At 63.6% G+C, this 19353-nt stretch carries 7 protein-coding genes; 5 read left to right on the forward strand and 2 right to left on the reverse strand.

Going from position 1 to position 19353, the window contains the following annotated elements; all coding sequences use genetic code 11:
- The first annotated feature begins 81 nt into the window (after positions 1-81).
- A complete protein-coding gene (locus tag VNH11_27445; protein ID HVA50131.1) occupies positions 82-2064 on the forward strand; it encodes an Hsp70 family protein in 1983 nt (660 codons plus the stop codon).
- Positions 2065-2792: 728 nt separating this feature from the next.
- On the opposite strand, the gene VNH11_27450 is transcribed toward VNH11_27445, so the two are convergent.
- Both VNH11_27450 and VNH11_27455 read right to left on the reverse strand, forming a co-directional pair.
- Positions 2793-5558 carry a M56 family metallopeptidase gene (locus VNH11_27450; protein HVA50132.1) on the reverse strand — a complete coding sequence of 922 codons (2766 nt, stop codon included), beginning with the start codon at positions 5556-5558 and terminating at the stop codon, positions 2793-2795.
- A gap of 5 nt (positions 5559-5563) precedes the next feature.
- Positions 5564-5947, reverse strand: a complete 384-nt coding sequence (locus tag VNH11_27455) for a BlaI/MecI/CopY family transcriptional regulator (GenBank protein ID HVA50133.1) — start codon at positions 5945-5947, stop codon at positions 5564-5566.
- Positions 5948-6174: 227 nt separating this feature from the next.
- Here VNH11_27455 and VNH11_27460 point away from each other — a divergent pair, with 227 nt between their 5' ends.
- The 4 genes from VNH11_27460 to VNH11_27475 all read left to right on the forward strand — a co-directional run bounded on the left by VNH11_27460 (position 6175) and on the right by VNH11_27475 (position 19271).
- The gene (locus VNH11_27460; GenBank protein ID HVA50134.1) at positions 6175-6393 is read left to right on the forward strand and encodes a hypothetical protein; all 219 of its coding nucleotides are present in this window, start codon (positions 6175-6177) and stop codon (positions 6391-6393) included.
- A 280-nt stretch (positions 6394-6673) separates the two neighbouring features.
- Positions 6674-7999 (forward strand): DUF1501 domain-containing protein, encoded by a 1326-nt coding sequence (locus VNH11_27465; protein ID HVA50135.1) that lies wholly within the window; start codon positions 6674-6676, stop codon positions 7997-7999.
- Between the two features lie 106 nt (positions 8000-8105).
- Positions 8106-8495: a VOC family protein gene (locus VNH11_27470; protein HVA50136.1), complete on the forward strand. Its 390-nt coding sequence runs from the start codon at positions 8106-8108 to the stop codon at positions 8493-8495.
- 297 nt (positions 8496-8792) lie between these two features.
- Positions 8793-19271, forward strand: coding sequence for a DUF4214 domain-containing protein (locus VNH11_27475; GenBank protein ID HVA50137.1), 10479 nt, complete (start codon positions 8793-8795; stop codon positions 19269-19271).
- Positions 19272-19353: the final 82 nt, after the last annotated feature.

The raw sequence follows: 19353 nt of genomic DNA on the forward strand, positions 1-19353 counted from the left end.
TAGTGTACGATTTGGTTGGCCGTCGCGAAAGCGAGATTCCCCGGCGCCCCGCCGAAAAGTTCGCCGTCTACATCCAGATCCATGCCCGCCAACCTTCGCCTGCTGCTCGAAAAGCACGGTTTCGACTTTCTCGAACCGCTCTGCCAAGAGTTGGTGGGACAGCCGGCCACGGTGCTCGACGACGAGGAATACGCCGAACGCGTCGTGCAGGACGGCTGGCGGCGGACACCGATGCAGATGCGGCTGCTGCCGCCGGAGACCCTGCGCTGGAATGAGTTCTGCTTTGCCCTGCGGCCGCGCGTGTTTGACGGTTCCAGCGGCACGGTGCGGCTGCGGCCCAATTGGCGGACGGCGGCGGCCGAAGTGGCCGAGCAGTTTGGCGAAGGTGCGGCCCACGACAGCGACGACGCCTCCCCCGTGGCCCTGCTCGACGAGGAACTTGGCCCGGCCGCCCACGAGACGGCCGAGATTCCGCGGGGAAAAAGGGCCTCCGCTTCGCAGCGACCAGCCGCGGCTGATGAGCACGCCGTGGGCATCGACCTGGGCACCACCTATTCCGTCGTGGCCTACGTCGATCATCAGGGGCGGCCGACCAGCGTTCCCAACGCCAACGGCGATGTGCTGACGCCCAGCGTGGTGCTGTTCGACAACGAGGGGACCGTTGTCGGCCGCGAGGCCGTGCTGGCCTCGACGCTGGAGCCCGACCGCGTGGCCGAGTGCGTCAAGCGCGACATGGGAAACAAATACTACCGCAAGAAGATCGGCGGCGAGTCGATTCCCCCGGAGGTGATTTCCAGCTACATCCTGCGCCGCTTGCGGGCCGACGCCGAGCGGAAGCTGGGAAAGGTCGCCAAGGCCGTGATCACGGTGCCCGCCTATTTTGACGAAACCCGCCGCCGGGCCACGATGGATGCCGGGCGTCTGGCCGGTCTGGAGGTGCTCGACATCATCAACGAGCCGACGGCGGCCGCCATCACTTACGGGTACCAGGAGGGTTTTCTCGACCGGTCGGGCAAGGTCCAGAGCGACACGCCGATGCGGGTGCTGGTCTACGATCTGGGCGGCGGCACGTTCGACGTCACCGTGGTAGAGATGAGCAACCAGTCGTTCAAGGCGATTGCCACCGACGGCGACGTGCGGTTGGGTGGCAAGGACTGGGACGAGAAGCTGGTCGAAATGGCCGCCGCCCGGCTGACCGAGGCGGTGGGCGAAGACCCGCGGCACGACCCGGAAACGCTGCAAGAGATGTCGATTGCCGCCGAGACGGCCAAGAAGACGCTTTCGGAGCGGGCGAAGACCGCGATGTACGTCAGCTATCGGGGCAAGCGGCACAAGGTGGAGGTCACGCGCGAGGAATTCGAGGAAGCGACGGCGGCTTTGGTGCTGCGCACGCGGACCACGGCCGAAATCGTGGTGCTGCAAGCCGGGCTGACCTGGCCGCAGATCGACCGGGTGGTGGTGGTGGGCGGCGCCACGCGCATGCCGATGATCACGCACATGCTGGGCGAGCTGGCGGGCCGCAGCGTCGACCATTCGGTCTCGGCCGACGAGGCGGTGGCCCACGGCGCGGCCCTGTACGCCGATCTGCTGTTGCAACAAAAGGGCGGCGGCTCCGGCCACACCGAGTTTTCGGTGACGAACGTCAACTCGCACAGCCTGGGCGTGATCGGCATCGATCCGCTGACGCGGCGCCAGCGGAACCAGATCCTGATTCCCAAGAACACGCCGCTGCCCCATTCGGCGGCGCGGCGTTTCAAGACGTTTCGCGCGAACCAGCCGAACGTGAAGATTTCGGTGATGGAAGGCGAGAGTGCTTCGCCCGAATCGTGCATCGAGGTGGGCATGTGCGTCATCCAGAGTCTGCCGCCGAACTTGCCCGCCGGCTGGCCCGTGGAGGTGCGTTACACCTATCGCGAGAACGGCCGCTTGCAGGTGTCGGCGAGCCTGGTGGGGCACGCCGCTCGCGTCACCACCGAGTTCGTGCGCGACAACAGTCTCTCGGACGACGACCTGATGCTGTGGGCCGAATGCCTTTCTGCGGAGGCCAAACGGGCGGAATGGTAGCCCGCTTGCTCCGCAAGCGGAACGCGGCCGAGAATGAGACATTGGCGGTGGCTGGGGCAGAGCCTGGGCCGTTAAAAAGTTGGCCTTGCGATGGTTTCGTTGTTATACCGATCTAGTTCCGCCACGACGGGGCTTGCCCCTCGTTGTTCTACACAAGTCCGACGCCGCGGCGCGGCCGTTGCGTTTCCCAGTCCCGTAGGGACGGTAGAGTTTAGCCAGGGCGCAAGCCCACGGACGAGGGACGCCAACGATCCGCGCAGCCGCGTAGCGGCGACAGAGCGCGTGGTGCGCTACCTCTCTCGCCGCTGCGCGGCTTGCCTAATCTACCGCATCGGTACCGTGGGCTCGCGCCCACGGCTAAACTATCTTGCCGCTACGCGGCTGACGCGCGAGACGTGTAGAACAACGAGGGCTTGCCCCGGTGGCGTGGGATTTCCCGACGGAACAAAATCCAGCGCGACTATAAATCGTCAAAGCTGGCCAAAAGGCCAAGTTTTCACCGGCCCAGGCAGAGCCTGGCCAAGTGGCGGCTGGCACTTCGTTCATCTCGGCGGCCAGGCGATGCCCCGGTTGGACGCACCGGGGCACCGCTTGGCCGCCACGCTCTTGAAGGGCGCCAGCCGCTATCGGGCCAAGCTCTGCCCCAGCCATCGCTTTTCCTCACGGCAAAATGTCTCATTCTCGGCCGCGAGAAGTATCGCTCGCGGCGAAAGTGCGGCCTGAACCGCTTACCGCAACTTCACCTCGTCGCCGCCGGCCTTGGTGAACATGGCGCGGACGCTGGTGGCATCGGTGGCCTTGGACACGAACTTCACCGTTCCGTCGGCGAAGGCCGCATAAAAGCCTTTGCCGTGGCCGCGAAACGGTCGCACGGCGTCATGGTCCGCGGACGTCTCGATATCGACGGGCTTGGTCCAGGGAATCCGCTGGAGGCTCTGCAAAACAAGAATCGTCTCGCCGGGAGCATCGGCCACGCTCTCGCGCCGGGCGGGCGCCGCGGCGTCGAACAGCGTGCCCTTGCCGGTGACCACAAAATAGTCGGCGTCACCTTTTTGCGACCATAAGCTGGTGCTGTAGATGCTGGGAATCTTCTCGACCAGCGGCTTGTTGTGCTCGCTGTCCCAAGGTTCGTCGAGCCGGTACTCGTCAAACAGCTTCTGCTCGCCGAGATAGGGCAACAATTCCACGCGCCAACTGTGCAAAGTCTTGCCGTCCGGGCCAACGACCGCCGCAGACGGGTAATGTCCATGTTCGGCGTGGTAGGCGTTCATCGCCGCAGCCAGCCGCCCCAGCTTCGCGATATGCGCCTGCTCATCCTCTTTCTCCCGCGCCTTGTACTCGTTGGTCTGCCGATCGACGAGGGCCTGTGTCGCCTGGGCGATCTCGGCGACAAACGCGGCGCCAAGCTTTCCTTCCACATCGACCCGTGCCCCGTTTACGTTGACCTTCAAATTGGCAAGCGCCTCCATGAGAGGTCCACTGACGTTGATTGGCTGGTATTCCTTGGGCATATCAGACGGCTGCAACAATTGTGGGATCGCCATCTGAGCTAACGCCAAAGTGGCCTTGGCCGCCTGAGTTGCTGCGACCGCTGCCTCGGATGATTTACAGAGCACCTTGCCGCTGACCAGCAGACCCTCGGTTGTTGAGTCAACGCGTCCAAAGACATGCGTTGTGTTCTTCAAGACCGAAAAGAATGCCTCCTCGGCCGAGTCCTTCGCTGGCGCCACCAGCGCGTCGATTGCCTCCGGGTCGAAGCCTACCGCCAGCGGACTGTCGGCCACCTTCCGCCACTCGCCGTACCAGCTTGGATGGCTTTCCGGATCGGCCTCCAGCACGCGCGGCAGGTCGCGATCGCGCACGATGACGATGGTCCGGTCGTCAACCAGCAAATAATCGACGAGCAGGCCGCTGTCCTCGGACCGTGCGCGGAAACAGGAATAGCCGTGACAGGTGGTTTCGGTCACGCCGTCCGGCGCCTCGCCGAAGATTCTGACCCGCACCTTGTCCCGCTCATAAGGCTTGTGCATGCGGTAGATTTCCACCAGCGCCGGCTCCGTCGACTCATGCGGCTTGGCAGACGACGCTTCGCTTGGTGCCGGAGAGAACACGATGTCCCTGACCTCGTCCACTCCATTGTCGGCCGTGGACCAACCCAAGTTGAATGACATGGGGAAATGAAGTAGCGCGGGCGAGACGACGACGGCCGAGTTCGCGACTTTGAGCGGTTTGACGGACAGCACTGCGATCGCATCCTCCGGCAGGTAGGCATCATCGAATTTTGGGAACCGGACTTCGTGCGTGGCAGGAGGTGCGGACTCCGAGGAGTCTTTTCCGCTCGGAAGATCATCGGCCCGCACAGCAGCCGTCGGGCCGCGCAAGCCGGACACGCTCAGTCCGACGAGTGCGAGAGCGGTCAGCAAGGCCGTCGGCCAGACGCGCGACGGCGAGCGATCGGTGACGAAGGGTTGATTCTGTAGCATCTCAATTCTCCTCATGAGTGTGCCGCGGGTGGGGAAAAATGGGCGTCCTGCCCATAACGGTCGAGAGTCGTCTTGCGCAAGCGCCAGCTTCGCCAAGACGGTCGCATAGGCTTTCGCTCCGCCGGCCAGCGCCGCGCCGCGGGCGTCGGCGGCCAGCTCTTGCTTGAGCCGCAGCCGACGGGCCAGCCAATGCACGAGCGGATTGTAGAAATTCAGGATGACGCCCGATTGGGCCGCCAGCCACATCAGGAAGTCGCCATGGGCCACATGCGCCGCTTCGTGCGCCAGGACGGCCCGCCGGACGTCCTCGCTCCACAAATGCCAATCGGCCGGCAAGAGGATCACGGGCCGCCGCCATCCCACGACGGCGGGCGAACTACCGGCGCTGGCAGCCGCCATTTCGCGGAGTTCGATCGGCCTCGGGCAACGCAACTGTGTGCGGAGTTGTGCGAGCAGGCCCGCAAGCGACGGATCGTCCACCCGTTGCGTATCGCGAAGCAGCCGTGCCAAAGCGATCGCGCCGAACAGCATGCGCGCCAGACCGACCGCCGTAGCCGAGAGAATGACGGCGGCCACCCCCGCCGGCCAATGCCATCGAGCGTCGCTACGCTCCGCGCGCGAGGCATCCGCCAGTTGATTGTGAACGTCGCCCCAGATTGCCGACAGAAAGTTGAACACGGCCCGCTGTACGCCAGATGCGCCGGTTTCCGGCGCAGCCTCGGCCTTGGCGCCAGCCGACGCCCGAAGCGTGCCCGATGGTTCTTCACGAAGAGTTGTCGCGGCGGCCGTCTTCAGCGAGATTTGCGCCGTGGGCCGGGCGCCAGCGGGGGTCCACCAGCGAGGCCACGGGCTGAACGAGAGGGCCGCGAGGCCCACCGTGACGACCAAGACTCCGCACAGAAGGGAAGCTCCGCAGGTGAGATATCGGCGGCGTGCCAGGAGATACGCTCCCGCGCCTGCCAGGCAAAACAGGGTCACTTGCAGGGCCGTCCAGGCGAGTGAGATTCCCATCGCGTTCATCCTTGATTCTCTTCTAAAAAGTTCTTGAGCTGGGCGCGCTCTCGAGGCGTGAGCTTCTTCTGTTCCAGCAAGCGTGCGAGCAACAGTTCACGCGACCCTTGAAAGACGCGGTCGATCAAGTCCCCCAGCAGCCGACGTGAAACCTCTTCATAGGAGCGCACGGGAACATGCAAAAACGGACGTTCGCTGGTGGATTGCTTCAAAAAGCCCTTCTCGGTCAGGATGCGAATCAGCGTCGCCACAGTCGTATAAGCGCGGTCGATGCCCAAGCGCGCCAGCTCGTCGCGCGCTTCCTGTGCGGTGATCGCGCCGCACTTCCAGAAGACCTGCATGACTTCCAGTTCACGGTGCGTCAGTTCGTTGGCCGGCGGCCGTGCCATGCTGGCAGTCTCCTGGACGGAACGATATTTGATTCCTTAGATTTGGTTGTTTAGATTAAAGCGTGGCGCGCCGTCAAGACCGGTTTTTCCGGGCAACCGGCCGCGGCACTGCGATCGGGCAACAGTCCAGCCGGGCGGCAGTCGCTTGTGCTCGCTCGGCATTCGGTGGCGGCGCCGCTAGGATAGACTACAATCAGTAGGGTGTCCGTCGAAAGAAGGAGCCATGAATGTCCACTGCTGAAAGTGTATATCAGTCGAGCGTGGCGGCACTGCCGAAATCGGAGCGATTGAAGTTGGCCGCGCTGATTCTTGATGAACTGACGGCATCGGCCGGCACGGCGCTCGATTTCAGTGACTCGTGGAGCGAAGAAGACGTACGCGATGTGGCGGCCTACGCCGCCGATTATGCCGCGGATCTCTACCCCGAGGAACCGGACATTGCCTGACACTGGCGATATCGTCGTCGCGGATTTTCCCGGTGCGGCCCAAGATAGCATATGGCGAATGGGTAGTGTCCTAATAGTGTGTTGCTGGCCCACACTAACCCGAAGCGTAAGCGAGGAAATGCGGTGATTCTGCCTCGCTGACGCTTCGGGTTAGTGTCTTTTTTCACACGAGCAACACTATTAGGACATCACCGGCGAATGCGAGACGTTGGCAGGCGTCCCGTTGCGGTGTACAAAGAACATGGTTCCGGCGTCCTTCACCTCTTCGCGGGAGAATATCATGGTCACGCGCCGCGGCATGCTGCGGGCAACGGGTCTGGGGCTTTGGGGCGTGAGCGCCAGCCCTTGGCTGCCAGTGCTGGCCGATGAAGTCGCCCGGCACCCTGCCCGGCGGCGGCAATGTATTCTGTTGTGGATGCCCGGCGGCCCAAGTCAGATCGACACATTCGATTTGAAGCCGCGACACGCCAACGGCGGGCCGTCTAAGGAAATCGCCACCAGCGTGCCGGGCCTGGGAATCAGCGAGCACTTGCCCAAACTGGCCGGCCTAGCCGAGCACCTGACGATCGTGCGCAGCCTGAGCACCAAGGAAGGCGACCATGCCCGTGGCACTTTCCTGATGCGTACCGGCCATCAACAGGGCGGGCCGATCAAGTATCCCGCGATCGGCGCCTCGTTGGCCAAAGAACTCGGCCCGGAAGAAGCCGAAGTTCCCAACTACGTGAGCATCGCCCCCTATTCGTTTTTCAGCCCGATGGCCTTCAGCTCTGGGTTCCTGGGGCCGCGTTATGCTCCGCTGACGGTTGGCGTGCGCGAGCCGGGCACGGCGGCGCCGGCATCGGGCGGTCGCTACGCGCGGCTGGGCGTCGACGATCTTTCGCCGCCGGCCGGTGTGACCGCGGTGCAGACCGCCAGCCGCTTCGATATCCGCGAGGCGTTCGAGAACGACTTCGTATCGCGGCATCGCACCGCGTCGGCCATCGCGCACAAGACCGTCTATCAACGGGCGGTGCGGATGATGAAGAGCGAAGCCGCCAAAGCGTTCGATCTCGACGACGAGCCTGACGCCGTGCGAGAGCGTTATGGCCGCGGCCGGTTCGGACAACGTTGCCTGATGGCCCGACGTTTGATCGAGCGAGGCGTGCCGTTTGTCGAAGTTTCGCTGGGAGGGCTGGACGGCGGCGGCATCGGCTGGGACACGCACCAAAACAACTTTCAGCTCGTGCAAGGTCTTTGCGGCCAACTGGACGCGGGCTGGGGCGCGCTGTTGGCGGAGTTGGCCGAGCGCGGGCTGCTCGACACGACCACGATGCTCTGGATGGGCGAGTTCGGCCGCACGCCGCGAATCAACAACAATGCCGGCCGCGACCATTTTCCGGCGGCCTGGAGCTGCGTGTTTGCCGGCGGCGGTTTTCACGGTGGCCAGGCGTTCGGCCGCACCAGCCCCGACGGCATGGCCGTGGAAGAGGGCAAAGTCGACGTCGGCGACGTCCTGGCCACGCTTTGCGCCGCGCTCGGCGTCGATCCGGCGGCCGAAAACATTTCTGAAGAGGGACGGCCCATCAAGATTGCGGAAGGCAAACCGATCGAGGCCGTTTTGCGGTAACGAGGGTTCAGGGGTCAGGGTTCAGAGCGGGGTCAATTAGCCGTTGTGTCTGCTATACTGTCCGCCAGCCAGTCCGCACCGCACTGCCCCAAGAAAGACCTACACCATGCCCGAACCTTTGCCGGTCCGCTCGCTGCACCACGTCGCCCGCGTGACCCGAAATCTGGAAGCCAGCCGGGCCTTCTATCGCGACGTGCTCGGCTTTCGCGAAATACCCCGGCCGCAGCTCGGTTTTCCAGGAGCCTGGCTGTTTAACTACGGCATTCAAATTCACTTGCTCGTGAACGACGCTCCGCAGAACCCGCGCGACCTGATCGAGACGCGCGACAACCACCTGGCGTTTTACGTTGACGACGCCGATGCCGTCGAGCAACTTCTTGGGGCGCACGCGGTACACTTCCGCACCAACCTGCAGAAGGACACGAACCTGAAACAAGTTTTCTTCCGCGACCCCGACGGGCACCACATCGAAGTCGCCTGCTATCCGAAGGCGTAGGGTGGGAGCCGAGCTTGCGAGCGCCGGCCCACCGTTTCGGTAAAGCAGAAGGATGAAGGCAGAAGGCAGAATCTGTTTCTGCCTTCATTCTTCTGACTTCCGCCCTTCTCGTGGTGGGCCGGCGCTCGCAAAGTCGCCTGGCCTCATAAGCCTGTGCGGCGCTGTTTTAGAACGGAAGATTTCAAAATCGTTGCAATGCGCGTCGCCCGTTATTAAGATATTTACGCCGGTGGATCTCCCGCGCCGGGCCACCGTGGGTCGTTTTCCGCGCGGTCTTTTTTGTTCTGGAGTACGGTCATGAGTGCGGCATCTCGGAGGCGTCGTTCGCGTAGCAGGTTGCAGTCGAAGGGCAGGTTCTTCGGCGTCAAGTTCATAGAAACGCTCGAGCAGCGGCTGATGCTCGACGCCGTCTCGTGGAAGTCGACCAGCAGCGGCTCCTGGGACGTGGCCGGCAATTGGAGCACCGGCAAGGTGCCGACCGCCAGCGACGACGTGACGATCAGCCAGTCCGGTGTGACCGTGACCGTCAGCGGCAGCGACGCGGCCCATAGCCTCACCAGCGCAGGCGCCCTCGTCGTCGCCAGCGGGTCGCTGACGCTCGGCGCCGATTCCTCGACCACGGCCGCGCTGACCATCGACGCCGGCGCCAAGCTCACCACCAATGGCACGCTAACTCTGTCGGGCGACACGGCCGACAACTCGGGCACGCTGGCCGTGGTCGGCGGGCTGAGCTTCGCCGGCGCGACGCTTACTAACGCGGCTAGCGGCACCATCGACTTGCAGGCCGACGTGGGATTCGCCGCCGCCTCCGGCACGAACACCTTGCACAACGCCGGGCTGTTGGAAAAATCGGCCGGCACCGGCACCTCTACCGTGGCCATTGATCTCGACAACACCGGCACGGTTCACGCCAAAAGCGGCACGCTCTCGCTTACCGGCGCGATCACGCAGGTCTCCAGCGGCACGCTGACCGGCGGCACTTGGGACGTCGATAATAATGCCGCGCTTAACTTCGGCAGCACCGCGAATCTCTCGACCAACCAGGCGACCGTCAACCTGGCCGGGCCGAACGCCACCTTCACGCAGTTCGCCACGGTGACGAACATGGGCGGTAGCGTGAGCCTGACTGGCGGCCAAAACTTTTCGGCCGCAGGCGACATGACCATCAGCGGCAGTCTGAGCCTCGATACGGGCACGCTCTCGCTCAACAATCACGCCCTCACCATTCAGTCCGGCGGCAGCCTGACCTTTGGTGGCGCCAGCGGCATCAGCGGAGCCTCGCAGATCACCGACTCGGGAACGCTGGTCTACAACGGCACAGGGACCGCGACTTTAGCCAGCACCTTCAACCTGAACAGCGGCACGGTGAAGGTCAATAGCGGCAACCTCGCGCTGGCCGGCGGCTTTGGAACCGAAACCGGCGGCACCTACAACGTCGCCAGTGGGGCCGTGCTCGACCTGAACGGCGGCAGCAGCGGCGATACGTTCACGGGCACGTTCACCGGAACGGGCGCCGGCCCGGTTCAACTCAATAGCGGCTCGATCCAGATCGGCGGCAGCGGGGCCACGTTCGACTTTCCCAAAGGCCAGTTCCAGTGGACCGGCGGCTCGATCGCCAACGCCGGGGGCACTTTGACGAACCCGGGCTTCATCACGATCGACACGGCGAGCGGCGCCTCGCTCAATGTGCCGCTCACCAATCAGGGCGAGATCGACGACGCCGGCACCGGCAGCCTCAACGTCTTCAGCTCCTTGGACAACCAGGCCAAGGCCACCTTCGTCATCCAGAACACCGGGGGCGTGGGTGGCAACGGCAGCTTCAGCAACGAAGGCACGCTCAAGATGACCGGCAGCGGCACGGCGACCGAAAGTCCAACGTTCAACCTGACCGGCGGCACCGTCGAGGTGGACAGCGGCAATCTGACACTGGCCGGCGGCTTCGGAACGGAAACCGGCGGCGCGTACAACGTCGCCAGCGGCTCGGTGCTCGACCTGACGGGCGGCAGCAGCGGCGACACGTTCACCGGCACCTTTAACGGCACGGGCGCCGGTACAGTCCAGTTTAGCGGCGGCGGGATCAACATCGGCGGCGGCGGCGCCACCTTCAACTTCGCGAAAGGCCTGTTCCAATGGACCGGCGGCACCATCGCCAACGCGTCCAACGTCAGCCCGACCTTGACCAATACGGGCTTCATCACAATCGACACCACGAGCGGCGTCACCCTAGGCACGACGTCGATCGTCAATCAGGGCGAGATCGACGACACGAACACCGGCGCATTCACGGTTAATGGGCCTCTCGACAACCAGGCCAACGCAAAGTTTGTCATCCAGAGCACCGGCGGCCTGAATGGCGGCGCAACCTTCAGCAACGAAGGACTGCTGAAGATGACCGGCGGCGGCACGGCAACCGTGCAAGCTCCCTTCGATCTGAAGGGCGGCACCGTCGAGGTCGACAGCGGGAAACTGGCTCTCGGAGGGGGTAACTCGGGCGCCGGCACCAACACCGGGGGAAACTATGTCGTGAACAGCGGCGCTGTGCTTGACTTAAATGGCGGGGAAGAGGGGTCTTACACCGGCACCTTTACCGGCACGGGCGGCGGGCAGGTGCTGGTCAACGGCGGCGCGCTCGCCATCGGCCCCAGCGGCGCCACCTTCGACTTCGCCAAGGGAATGTTGCTGTGGACCGGCGGCCAGATCAGCAACGCCGGCCCCGCCCCAACTTTCACCAACACCGGGTTCATGACCATCAACGCCCTCGCCACCACGACGATCGGAATTCCGTTCGTCAACCAGGGCGAGATCGACGTGATCGGCGGCGGCGGCATGGGCATCGACGGGCCGTTCGACAATCAGGCCACCGGCTCCATCGTTTTCGCCAACAGCGGCAGCTTCGGGATTGGGTCGGGTGCCGGCTCTGCTATCAGCAATGAAGGCACGATCAAGATGACCGGCAGCGGTGCGACAACGTTGAACCTGCAAGTCAATTCGAACGACGGAACGATCGAAGCCGACGGCGGAGACCTGACGCTCGTTAACTTTGCGAGCGGGAGCACGTTTACGGGTGGCGACGTCGTGGTCAACCAAGGAGCGACCGTCGATTTGTCAGCCATCAGCATCACCTGCACCGGCACGAGTTTCACCGTCGCCGCCGGCGCCACGCTCGATCTCGGCGGCGCCACGATGAACGGCAGCTTTACCGGCGCCGGCACGGTCAATTTCAGTAGCATCACCGTCGCCATCGGCGGCGTAGTCGCCGACCTCGGCAATTTCAATTGGACCGGCGGCGGCATCAATACCGCGTTGGGAGACCTGACCAATCTCGGCGCAATGACTCTGAGCGGGTCGAACGAGCACGAGCTCTACAACGATGGTATGCTCGACAACAGAGGGACCATCATTCAAAGCGGCACAGGCAACTTCGGCCTCCACAGCGACGGCCAGTTTCCCACCACGCTTAAGAACGAGGCCGGCGCGGTGTATCAGATTACCGCCGACTCCGGCTTCGATAATCCCGTTGGCGGCTCGACCGCGCTCGTCAATGCCGGCCTGATTGAGAAGACTGCCGGCAGCGGAACCTCAACGCTGTTGATCAACGGCTCGATCTCCAACACCGGCACCATCGAGGCCGATTCGGGCACATTGGCCCTCTCGGGGACGATAGCCCAATTCACCGCCGATGGCGATTTGACCGCCGGCGCCTGGAACGCGATGAATGGCGCCCACTTGGCATTGCCCGACAACATCATCACGAATCATGCCAGTATCACGTTAAGCGGCGCCGGCGCCTCCGTGGGCGGCTCCTTTGGTCTCACGTTCATCGGCCTGAGCGCGCTGCAGGCGAACGCGGGCAGTCTCACGCTCACTGGCGGCGCTGCGGTTGCCACGATCAGGCAACACTTCAACGGACCCAATGGCACTCAGCTCACTGCGACGGGCGATCTGACCAACAGCGGCACCCTGACCGTCGGCCCCGGCAGCACGTTGACCTTGGCCGACATCTACACGCAAACTTCCGCCGGCACGCTCGACATCGGCCTGGGCGGCAGCCCCGCCGGCGGCCAATTCGGCCAGGTCGTGGTCACCGCCGCCGCCACGCTCGGCGGCACGCTGCAATTGGCGCCGTCGGGCAATTACTCGCCCAGCGACGGCGATAGCTTCCCGGTGCTCAAATTCGGCAGTTCCACCGGCAGCTTTTCAGCCATTACCGGCCCGCAATACCACGGCGGCAATCTCTTCCAGGCGCAAACCAATGCCACGAACGTCACCGTCACCGCCGCCACCGCTGTCGCCGATCTCTCGGTGACAAGCGCCACGCTCGTGACGACCAACGCCCAGGCCGGGCAACCGGTGAGCGTCAACTACCAGGTGACGAACTCGGGCGTGGCCACCGTCGCCACCACCTGGCAGGACGCTGTCTTCGTCAGCACGCACGCCACGCTCGACTCCTCGGCAGTGCTGCTGGGCCACGTCACACACACCGGCGCCGTGGCCACCAACGGCAATTATTCCGGCACGCTCACCGCGCCCTTGCCGCTCTTGTTGCCGGGCAGCTATCACGTGTTCGTCGAGGCCGACAGCCAGGGGATCGTGCCCGATGCGAACCGCGTCAACAACACGCTCGCCTCGATGGGCAGCTTCTCAGTGACCGTGCCGATACTTCCCCTCAGCCCGTCCACGGGTAACGCGCAATACACCGACTTCACCCTGTCGCAAGGGCAGGAACAGATATTTCAGTTGAACGTTCCGGCGGGCGACGACGTACAGATCGCCGGCTACCACTCGGAAGGTGTCGGCATCCAGGTTCTCGCCGCATTGGGGGCGGTTCCCACGTCGAGCAATTCTGTGCCGAATTACGTCGGCTATGAGTACTACACCCCGTCTACGGCCACCATCGACAGTGCCCAGGGAGGCACCTATTACATCACCGTGACCTATCCCTCCGGCGCGGCCTTTACCAGCGACAAGATTGAATTGGCGGCCCAGGAAGTGCCGTTTGCCGTCACCGGTCTCAGCCCGATTCAGGCGCTCAACGTCGGTCCGGTGACGCTCACGATCACCGGCGACCAGTTTACGCCGCAAACCACGGTCAGCCTCACCACCGGGCAGTTTGGAAAGACCATTGCCGCCTCTTCAGTCACGTTCGACAACTCCACCACGCTGCAAGCCACCTTCAACCTGCTGAACGTGCCGCAGGGCGACTATTCGGTTCAGATCAGCGATCACGGCAAGACATTCAGCACCACGGCCGACCCCTACTCACCGCTCGACTTCATCGATGCTAACTTCGGTTACGTGCCGCCGTTGCTAAGCCTGCAGGTGGACGACAGCGGCGGCTTTGCCAGCTACTACAATGCTGCCGATCCGGCTGAATGGGGGATGAACACGTCCATTATCAGCAGCGTCAGCGCGCCATCGGCCGTGCGCACCGGCCGGATCAATACACTCAGCGTCAACTACTACAGCGAAGCCTATGAAGGCGATCGCGTGGCGGCCCCGCTATTCATTCTGTCGAGCGACAATGCCGAGTTTCAGTTGCCCGGCCAAACCGGCTTCACATCGGGCAGCATCATGCTGCTGGGAATCGACAACACCGGCGACGGGAGTGTGGCCGGCAGCCTGCCCGGCACAAGGACGCCGCCGATACCCAATCTCGCCGGTGGGAGTGTCGGCCCCCTAGAGAACGCACCGTTGGCCTTCGGCCGCTTCCCCGAAGGCTCGCTGAACGTAAACTTCATTGCCACTTCGGCCGGGCCGGTGAACTTCGAGCTCAACGTGGCCGACCCGAACGCGGGAATCGACTGGAGCACGCTGAAAAGTTCGCTCGAGCCGCCCGGCATGCCCGGCGCCGCCTGGGACGCCATCTTCGCCAATTTCACCGCCAAAGTCGGCGATACACTGGGCCAGTTGCAAAGCGTGCTCGATCAAGACGCATCGTACCTGGCGCAAATCGGTGAACCGACCGCCGACGTCAACACGCTGCTCGACTTCGAGTTGCAGCAAGACGGCGACTACGGCGCCATCGCCCAGCGCTACACCCAGGGCATCTTCGGCCTGGGCATCCAAGACCCTACGATGACGGCGGTCACCGACTCCCAAGGGAACGTCGAGATTGTGGCCGGGAGCACCGCGCGGCAATTCACACTTCAGCCCGATGGCAGTTATGCGGGGGTGCCCGGCGACGCGGCTACATTAAAGCTCGTCGATGCCGCCTATCAACTCCGCGAAACCGACGGCACGCTGGAGGTGTTCAACGCCAACGGTTCGTTGAATTACTTCGACGACGCGAACGGCAACGAACTGGTCTACGGCTATACGGGCAAGCAGTTGACCAGCCTCACCAATACGGCCACGGGCGATGTGACCACGCTGGCCTATAACTCGCAGGGCCTGGTCAGCCAGATTACGGATCCCGAGGGCCGCGTCACATCCCTGCAATACGATTCGTCGGCACACTTGCTCAGCGTCGCCGCGCCGCTGGGCACGACCAGCTACACCTACGTCACCAGCGGCACGCCGCAGCAACTCAACGCCATCGCGTCGATCACCAATCCCAACGGCTCGCAGGTTCTTTTCAACTACGACGATCAGGGGCGATTGATCGGCCAGTCGCTCAATGCCGGCGCGGAGCCGCTGACCTTCGCCTACAACGTCGGCTCGATCACCACGACCGACACGTTGAAAGAATCGACGACCGAATTTCTGAACGAGAACGGCCAAGTCGCCGAAATCGTCGATCCGCTGGGGAACATCGAGCAGGGAACCTTCAACGCGGCGCAGCAGCCGGTCTCGATCGCCGCCCCCGGAGGACTAACGTCGTCCATCGCCTACGGGGCGCTGGGAAAACCGATCAGCTTCATCGATCCGCTCGGCCAGCAAACGACGGCCACCTATAACTCGAGCTTCGGCGGCCTGCAAACGCTCACCGACCCGGCGGGCAACTCGCTCAATTATTCTTACGATCCAACGAATGGCAACCTGCGGTCGATCGCGTATCCCGACGGCAGCAACCAGCAATACGCCTATAACGCGCTGGGCCAGGTGACGCAGTTCATCACCCGCGGCGGCCAGGTGGTGGGATACACCTATTTCCCGGATGGCATGCTCGAGAGCGAAACGCTCTCCGACGGTACGCAGAACACGTTCGCCTACGATACCCATCGAAACTTGGTTTCCATGACGGATTCCACGGGAACCACGACGTTTTCTTATGATTCCGCGGACCGGCTTACCAAAGTCAGCTATCCGGACGGCACGTTCCTGGCTTACACCTATAACTCGGCGGGCCAACGAACCCAGATGCAGGACCAGACCGGGTTCACAGTGAACTATGCGTATAGCTCGTTGGGCCAGCTTGCGAAACTCACGGATGGCGGCGGGAAACTGATCGTCTCCTACGAATACGACCTGGCCGGGCGTATCGCCAGCGAGAATTTTGGCAACGGTACGAGCACTCAGTTCACGTATGATGCCAACGACAACGTCTTGAGCATTGTCAATCTCGCTCCCGATGGCTCGACGCAATCGAGCTATGTCTACACCTACAACGACCAGAACCTGCCGGTCACCATGACCACCGCGGCGGGCAAGTTCACCTACGGCTATGATGCCGACGGCCAACTTGTTTCCGTGCAAACGCCATCGGGCGAGAGCATCAGCTACCAATACGATGCGGCCGGCAACCGCGTGGCCGTCGTCACGAACGGCCAAAGCACCGCTTACGCGTCGAACGATCTCAACGAGTACACGCAGGCCGGCGATACCACGTACCAATACGATGCCAATGGCAACCTCGTTGCCAGCACCAACAGTAGCGGCACGACCGGCTACGACTATAACGTGCTGGGGCAACTGGTGAGCGTCGTTTCGCCCAGCGGCACGACGACCTATCAATACAACGGCCTCGGCCAGCTCGTCTCGGAAGACGTCAACGGCACCGTAACGAATCTGTTGAACGATCCGACCGCCTACGGCACGGTCGTGGGGCAGTTCTCCGCCGGGGGCAGCCCGCTGGCGCAATACGCCTATGGTCTCGGCCTCGTCAGCCAGACGACGGCCGGCGGCTCGAGCAATTTTTACGGCTTCGACGCCGCCGGAAGTACGACCCAGTTGACCGGTCCGACCGGCGGCGTGCTGAATGCCTACAGCTATCTTCCTTTCGGCGAACAGATCAGCGCCACCGGCACGGCCGCCAATCCCTTCACCTATGGCGGCCAGCTCGGCGTGATGGCCGGCGCGGGCGCCAGCGGCTTGTTCCACATGGGCTACCGCTGGTACGATTCCGGCCTCGGCCGCTTCGATCAGCCGGACCCGACCGGCATTGGCGGCGGCGACACGAATCTTTATCGCTATGTGGGCAACAGCCCGGTGAATGACCGCGATCCGAGCGGCTTGCAAGCGAACAATGGCGATGTCGTGAATTTGACTCCCCAAGAAACGTCAGCGATTGTGGGGATCGGATCTGGTGTGGGCGGCACAACCATCCTCGCAGGCGGAGCAGCCTACCTGACGGCGGCCTCCGGCGCGACAGTGGCAAGCGGGGTCACGGGCGCCGCTTTTACCTCGACGACGGTCACGGTCGCGACTACGGTTGCGCAAACGAACGCCTATGGAGAGACGTTGGCCTGGACCGCACAAACGGTAAACACCACGCTTACTACCACGACGAGCACATCTATTGTGGGCGTCACGGGGGAAGCCGGCGGAACGGCTCTTGCCGGAGCGACGGCGGAAGCCACTGGAGTCGGCGCAACCGTTCTCACATCCAGCGCGGCTGCTGTTGTCGGCACCGTGGGCGTCGCGGCCGTTGGCGGAGTCTTGGTCGGCACGGCGATCAACCACATTCCCGGCGTGCCGGAGGGCGTGCAAACCGCCATTCACTATTACCTGCCAAATCTGGGTCAGTCAAACCAGGACGTGCTTTCCGACGCGGCCAAGAAGCGGCTAGTTGACGGCTTCAAGCCGCAGTCGGGCGCGAACAGTATCTCCGCCACCCCCCAGGACCCGAATGACATCACCGGCCCGGCCGGTTTCGGCAGTCAGGCCTTCGTTTCCGGCACCGCTTCGCTCCCCTACCGCATCGACTTCGAGAACCAGCCGACCGCCACGGCCGCCGCCGATACGGTGACCGTCACGCAGCAGCTCGACCCGAACCTCGACTTGACTACGTTCCAACTCGGCAACATCGGCTTCGGCAACACCGTCGTGCAGGTTCCCGCCGGTTTGCAATCGTACCACACGCGCGTCACGCTGCCATCCACGGCGCCGGGCGCGGGATCCAACGGTTTGCTGGTCGATGTCTCGGCATCGCTCAACGTGCAGACCGGGCTCGTCACCTGGACGCTCACCAGCCTCGATCCGGCATCCATGGACAGCCCGCTCAGCCCGGCCGAGGGCCTGCTGCCGCCCGACGACGCCAACGGCGACGGCGAAGGGTTTGTCAGCTACACAGTCCAGGCGAAGAGCACGGCCAAGACGGGCACCGCCGTCAATGCCCAGGCGACGGTCGTCTTCGACACCAACGCGCCGCTCAGCACGGCGCCCATCAGCAATACGATCGACGCGGCGGCGCCGACCAGCAGCGTGGCCGCGCTGCCGACCGACAGCCCGCCCAAATTCACCGTGAGCTGGTCGGGCACCGACGACGCGGGCGGTTCGGGCATCGCCAGCTACAACGTCTATGTGAGCGATAACAATGCGCCCTACACGCCGCTTTTGACGAAGACCACCGACACCTCGACCGTATTCACCGGCCAGGTCGGGCACACCTACGTCTTCTTCAGCGTGGCGACCGACAACGCCGGCAACGTCGAGGCGAACCCCATCCACGGGCAAGCCATCACCACCGTCGCCACCACGCTGCCGACCAGCACCGTCAATGTCCTGCCGTCGGTCAGCCCATTGTCGTTCACTGTCGCGTGGTCGGCCAGCGGGCTGGGCGGGCCTGGCGCGCCGACGTTCAGCGTGTTTGTCAGCGACAACGGTGGCCCGTTCACGGCTTTCCAGACCGCCACCACCGCCACTTCGGCCACGTTTACCGGTCAGGCGGGCCACAGCTATGGTTTTTACAGCGTGGTGACCGACAGTGTGGGAAACGTGCAAACCACGCCCACCGCGGCCCAGGCCACCACTTCCCTCCCCTCCGATCTCAACAGCCTGTATGTAACCGCGGTCTTTCTCGACGTGCTCGGCCGCACGCCCGATGCCGGTGGCTTGCAGTTCTGGACGCAGCAGCTCGACGGGGGCACGGCGGTCAGCAGCGTCGCCCAGGCCATCGCCCACAGCGCCGAGTACTACCAAAAGTTCGTGATCGAGCCGGACTATCTGAAACTGTTGGGCCGCGCGGCCGACAGTGCGGGCATCCAGTTCTGGGTGGCGCAGATGCAAGGCGGCCTGACCGATCAGGAATTGGAGGCCGGCTTCGTCGCCTCCGACGAGTTTTTCACCAAGGCCGGCGGCACCAACACCGATTGGGTCGACGCGGTGTTTCAACTTTTGCTGGGCCGACCGCCCGACCAGGGCGGCCAGACGTTCTGGGACGCGCAACTCGCCGCCGGCGTCTCGCGCAGCCAGGCAGCGCTCGGCATCGCCAACAGTCAGGAGAACAACACGAACCTCATCAACGCCGACTACTTCCACTATCTGGGCCGTGCGGCCGACCCCGGCGGACTCGACTTCTGGCTGGCGCAGTTCGCCGCCGGACAGACCAACGAAGACGTGATCGCCGGCTTCACCGGCTCGGCGGAGTACTACAAGAAACACACGACGGGCGGTTGACGTCCATGTGCTTCGGCACGGAGGACCGTTTGAGGTTGATAACAGGTATGTTATCATGTAGTTGATGACGATTTGGCATTAA

This window comes from Pirellulales bacterium (genome assembly GCA_035533075.1).
Classification (GTDB): Bacteria; Planctomycetota; Planctomycetia; order Pirellulales; family JAICIG01; genus DASSFG01.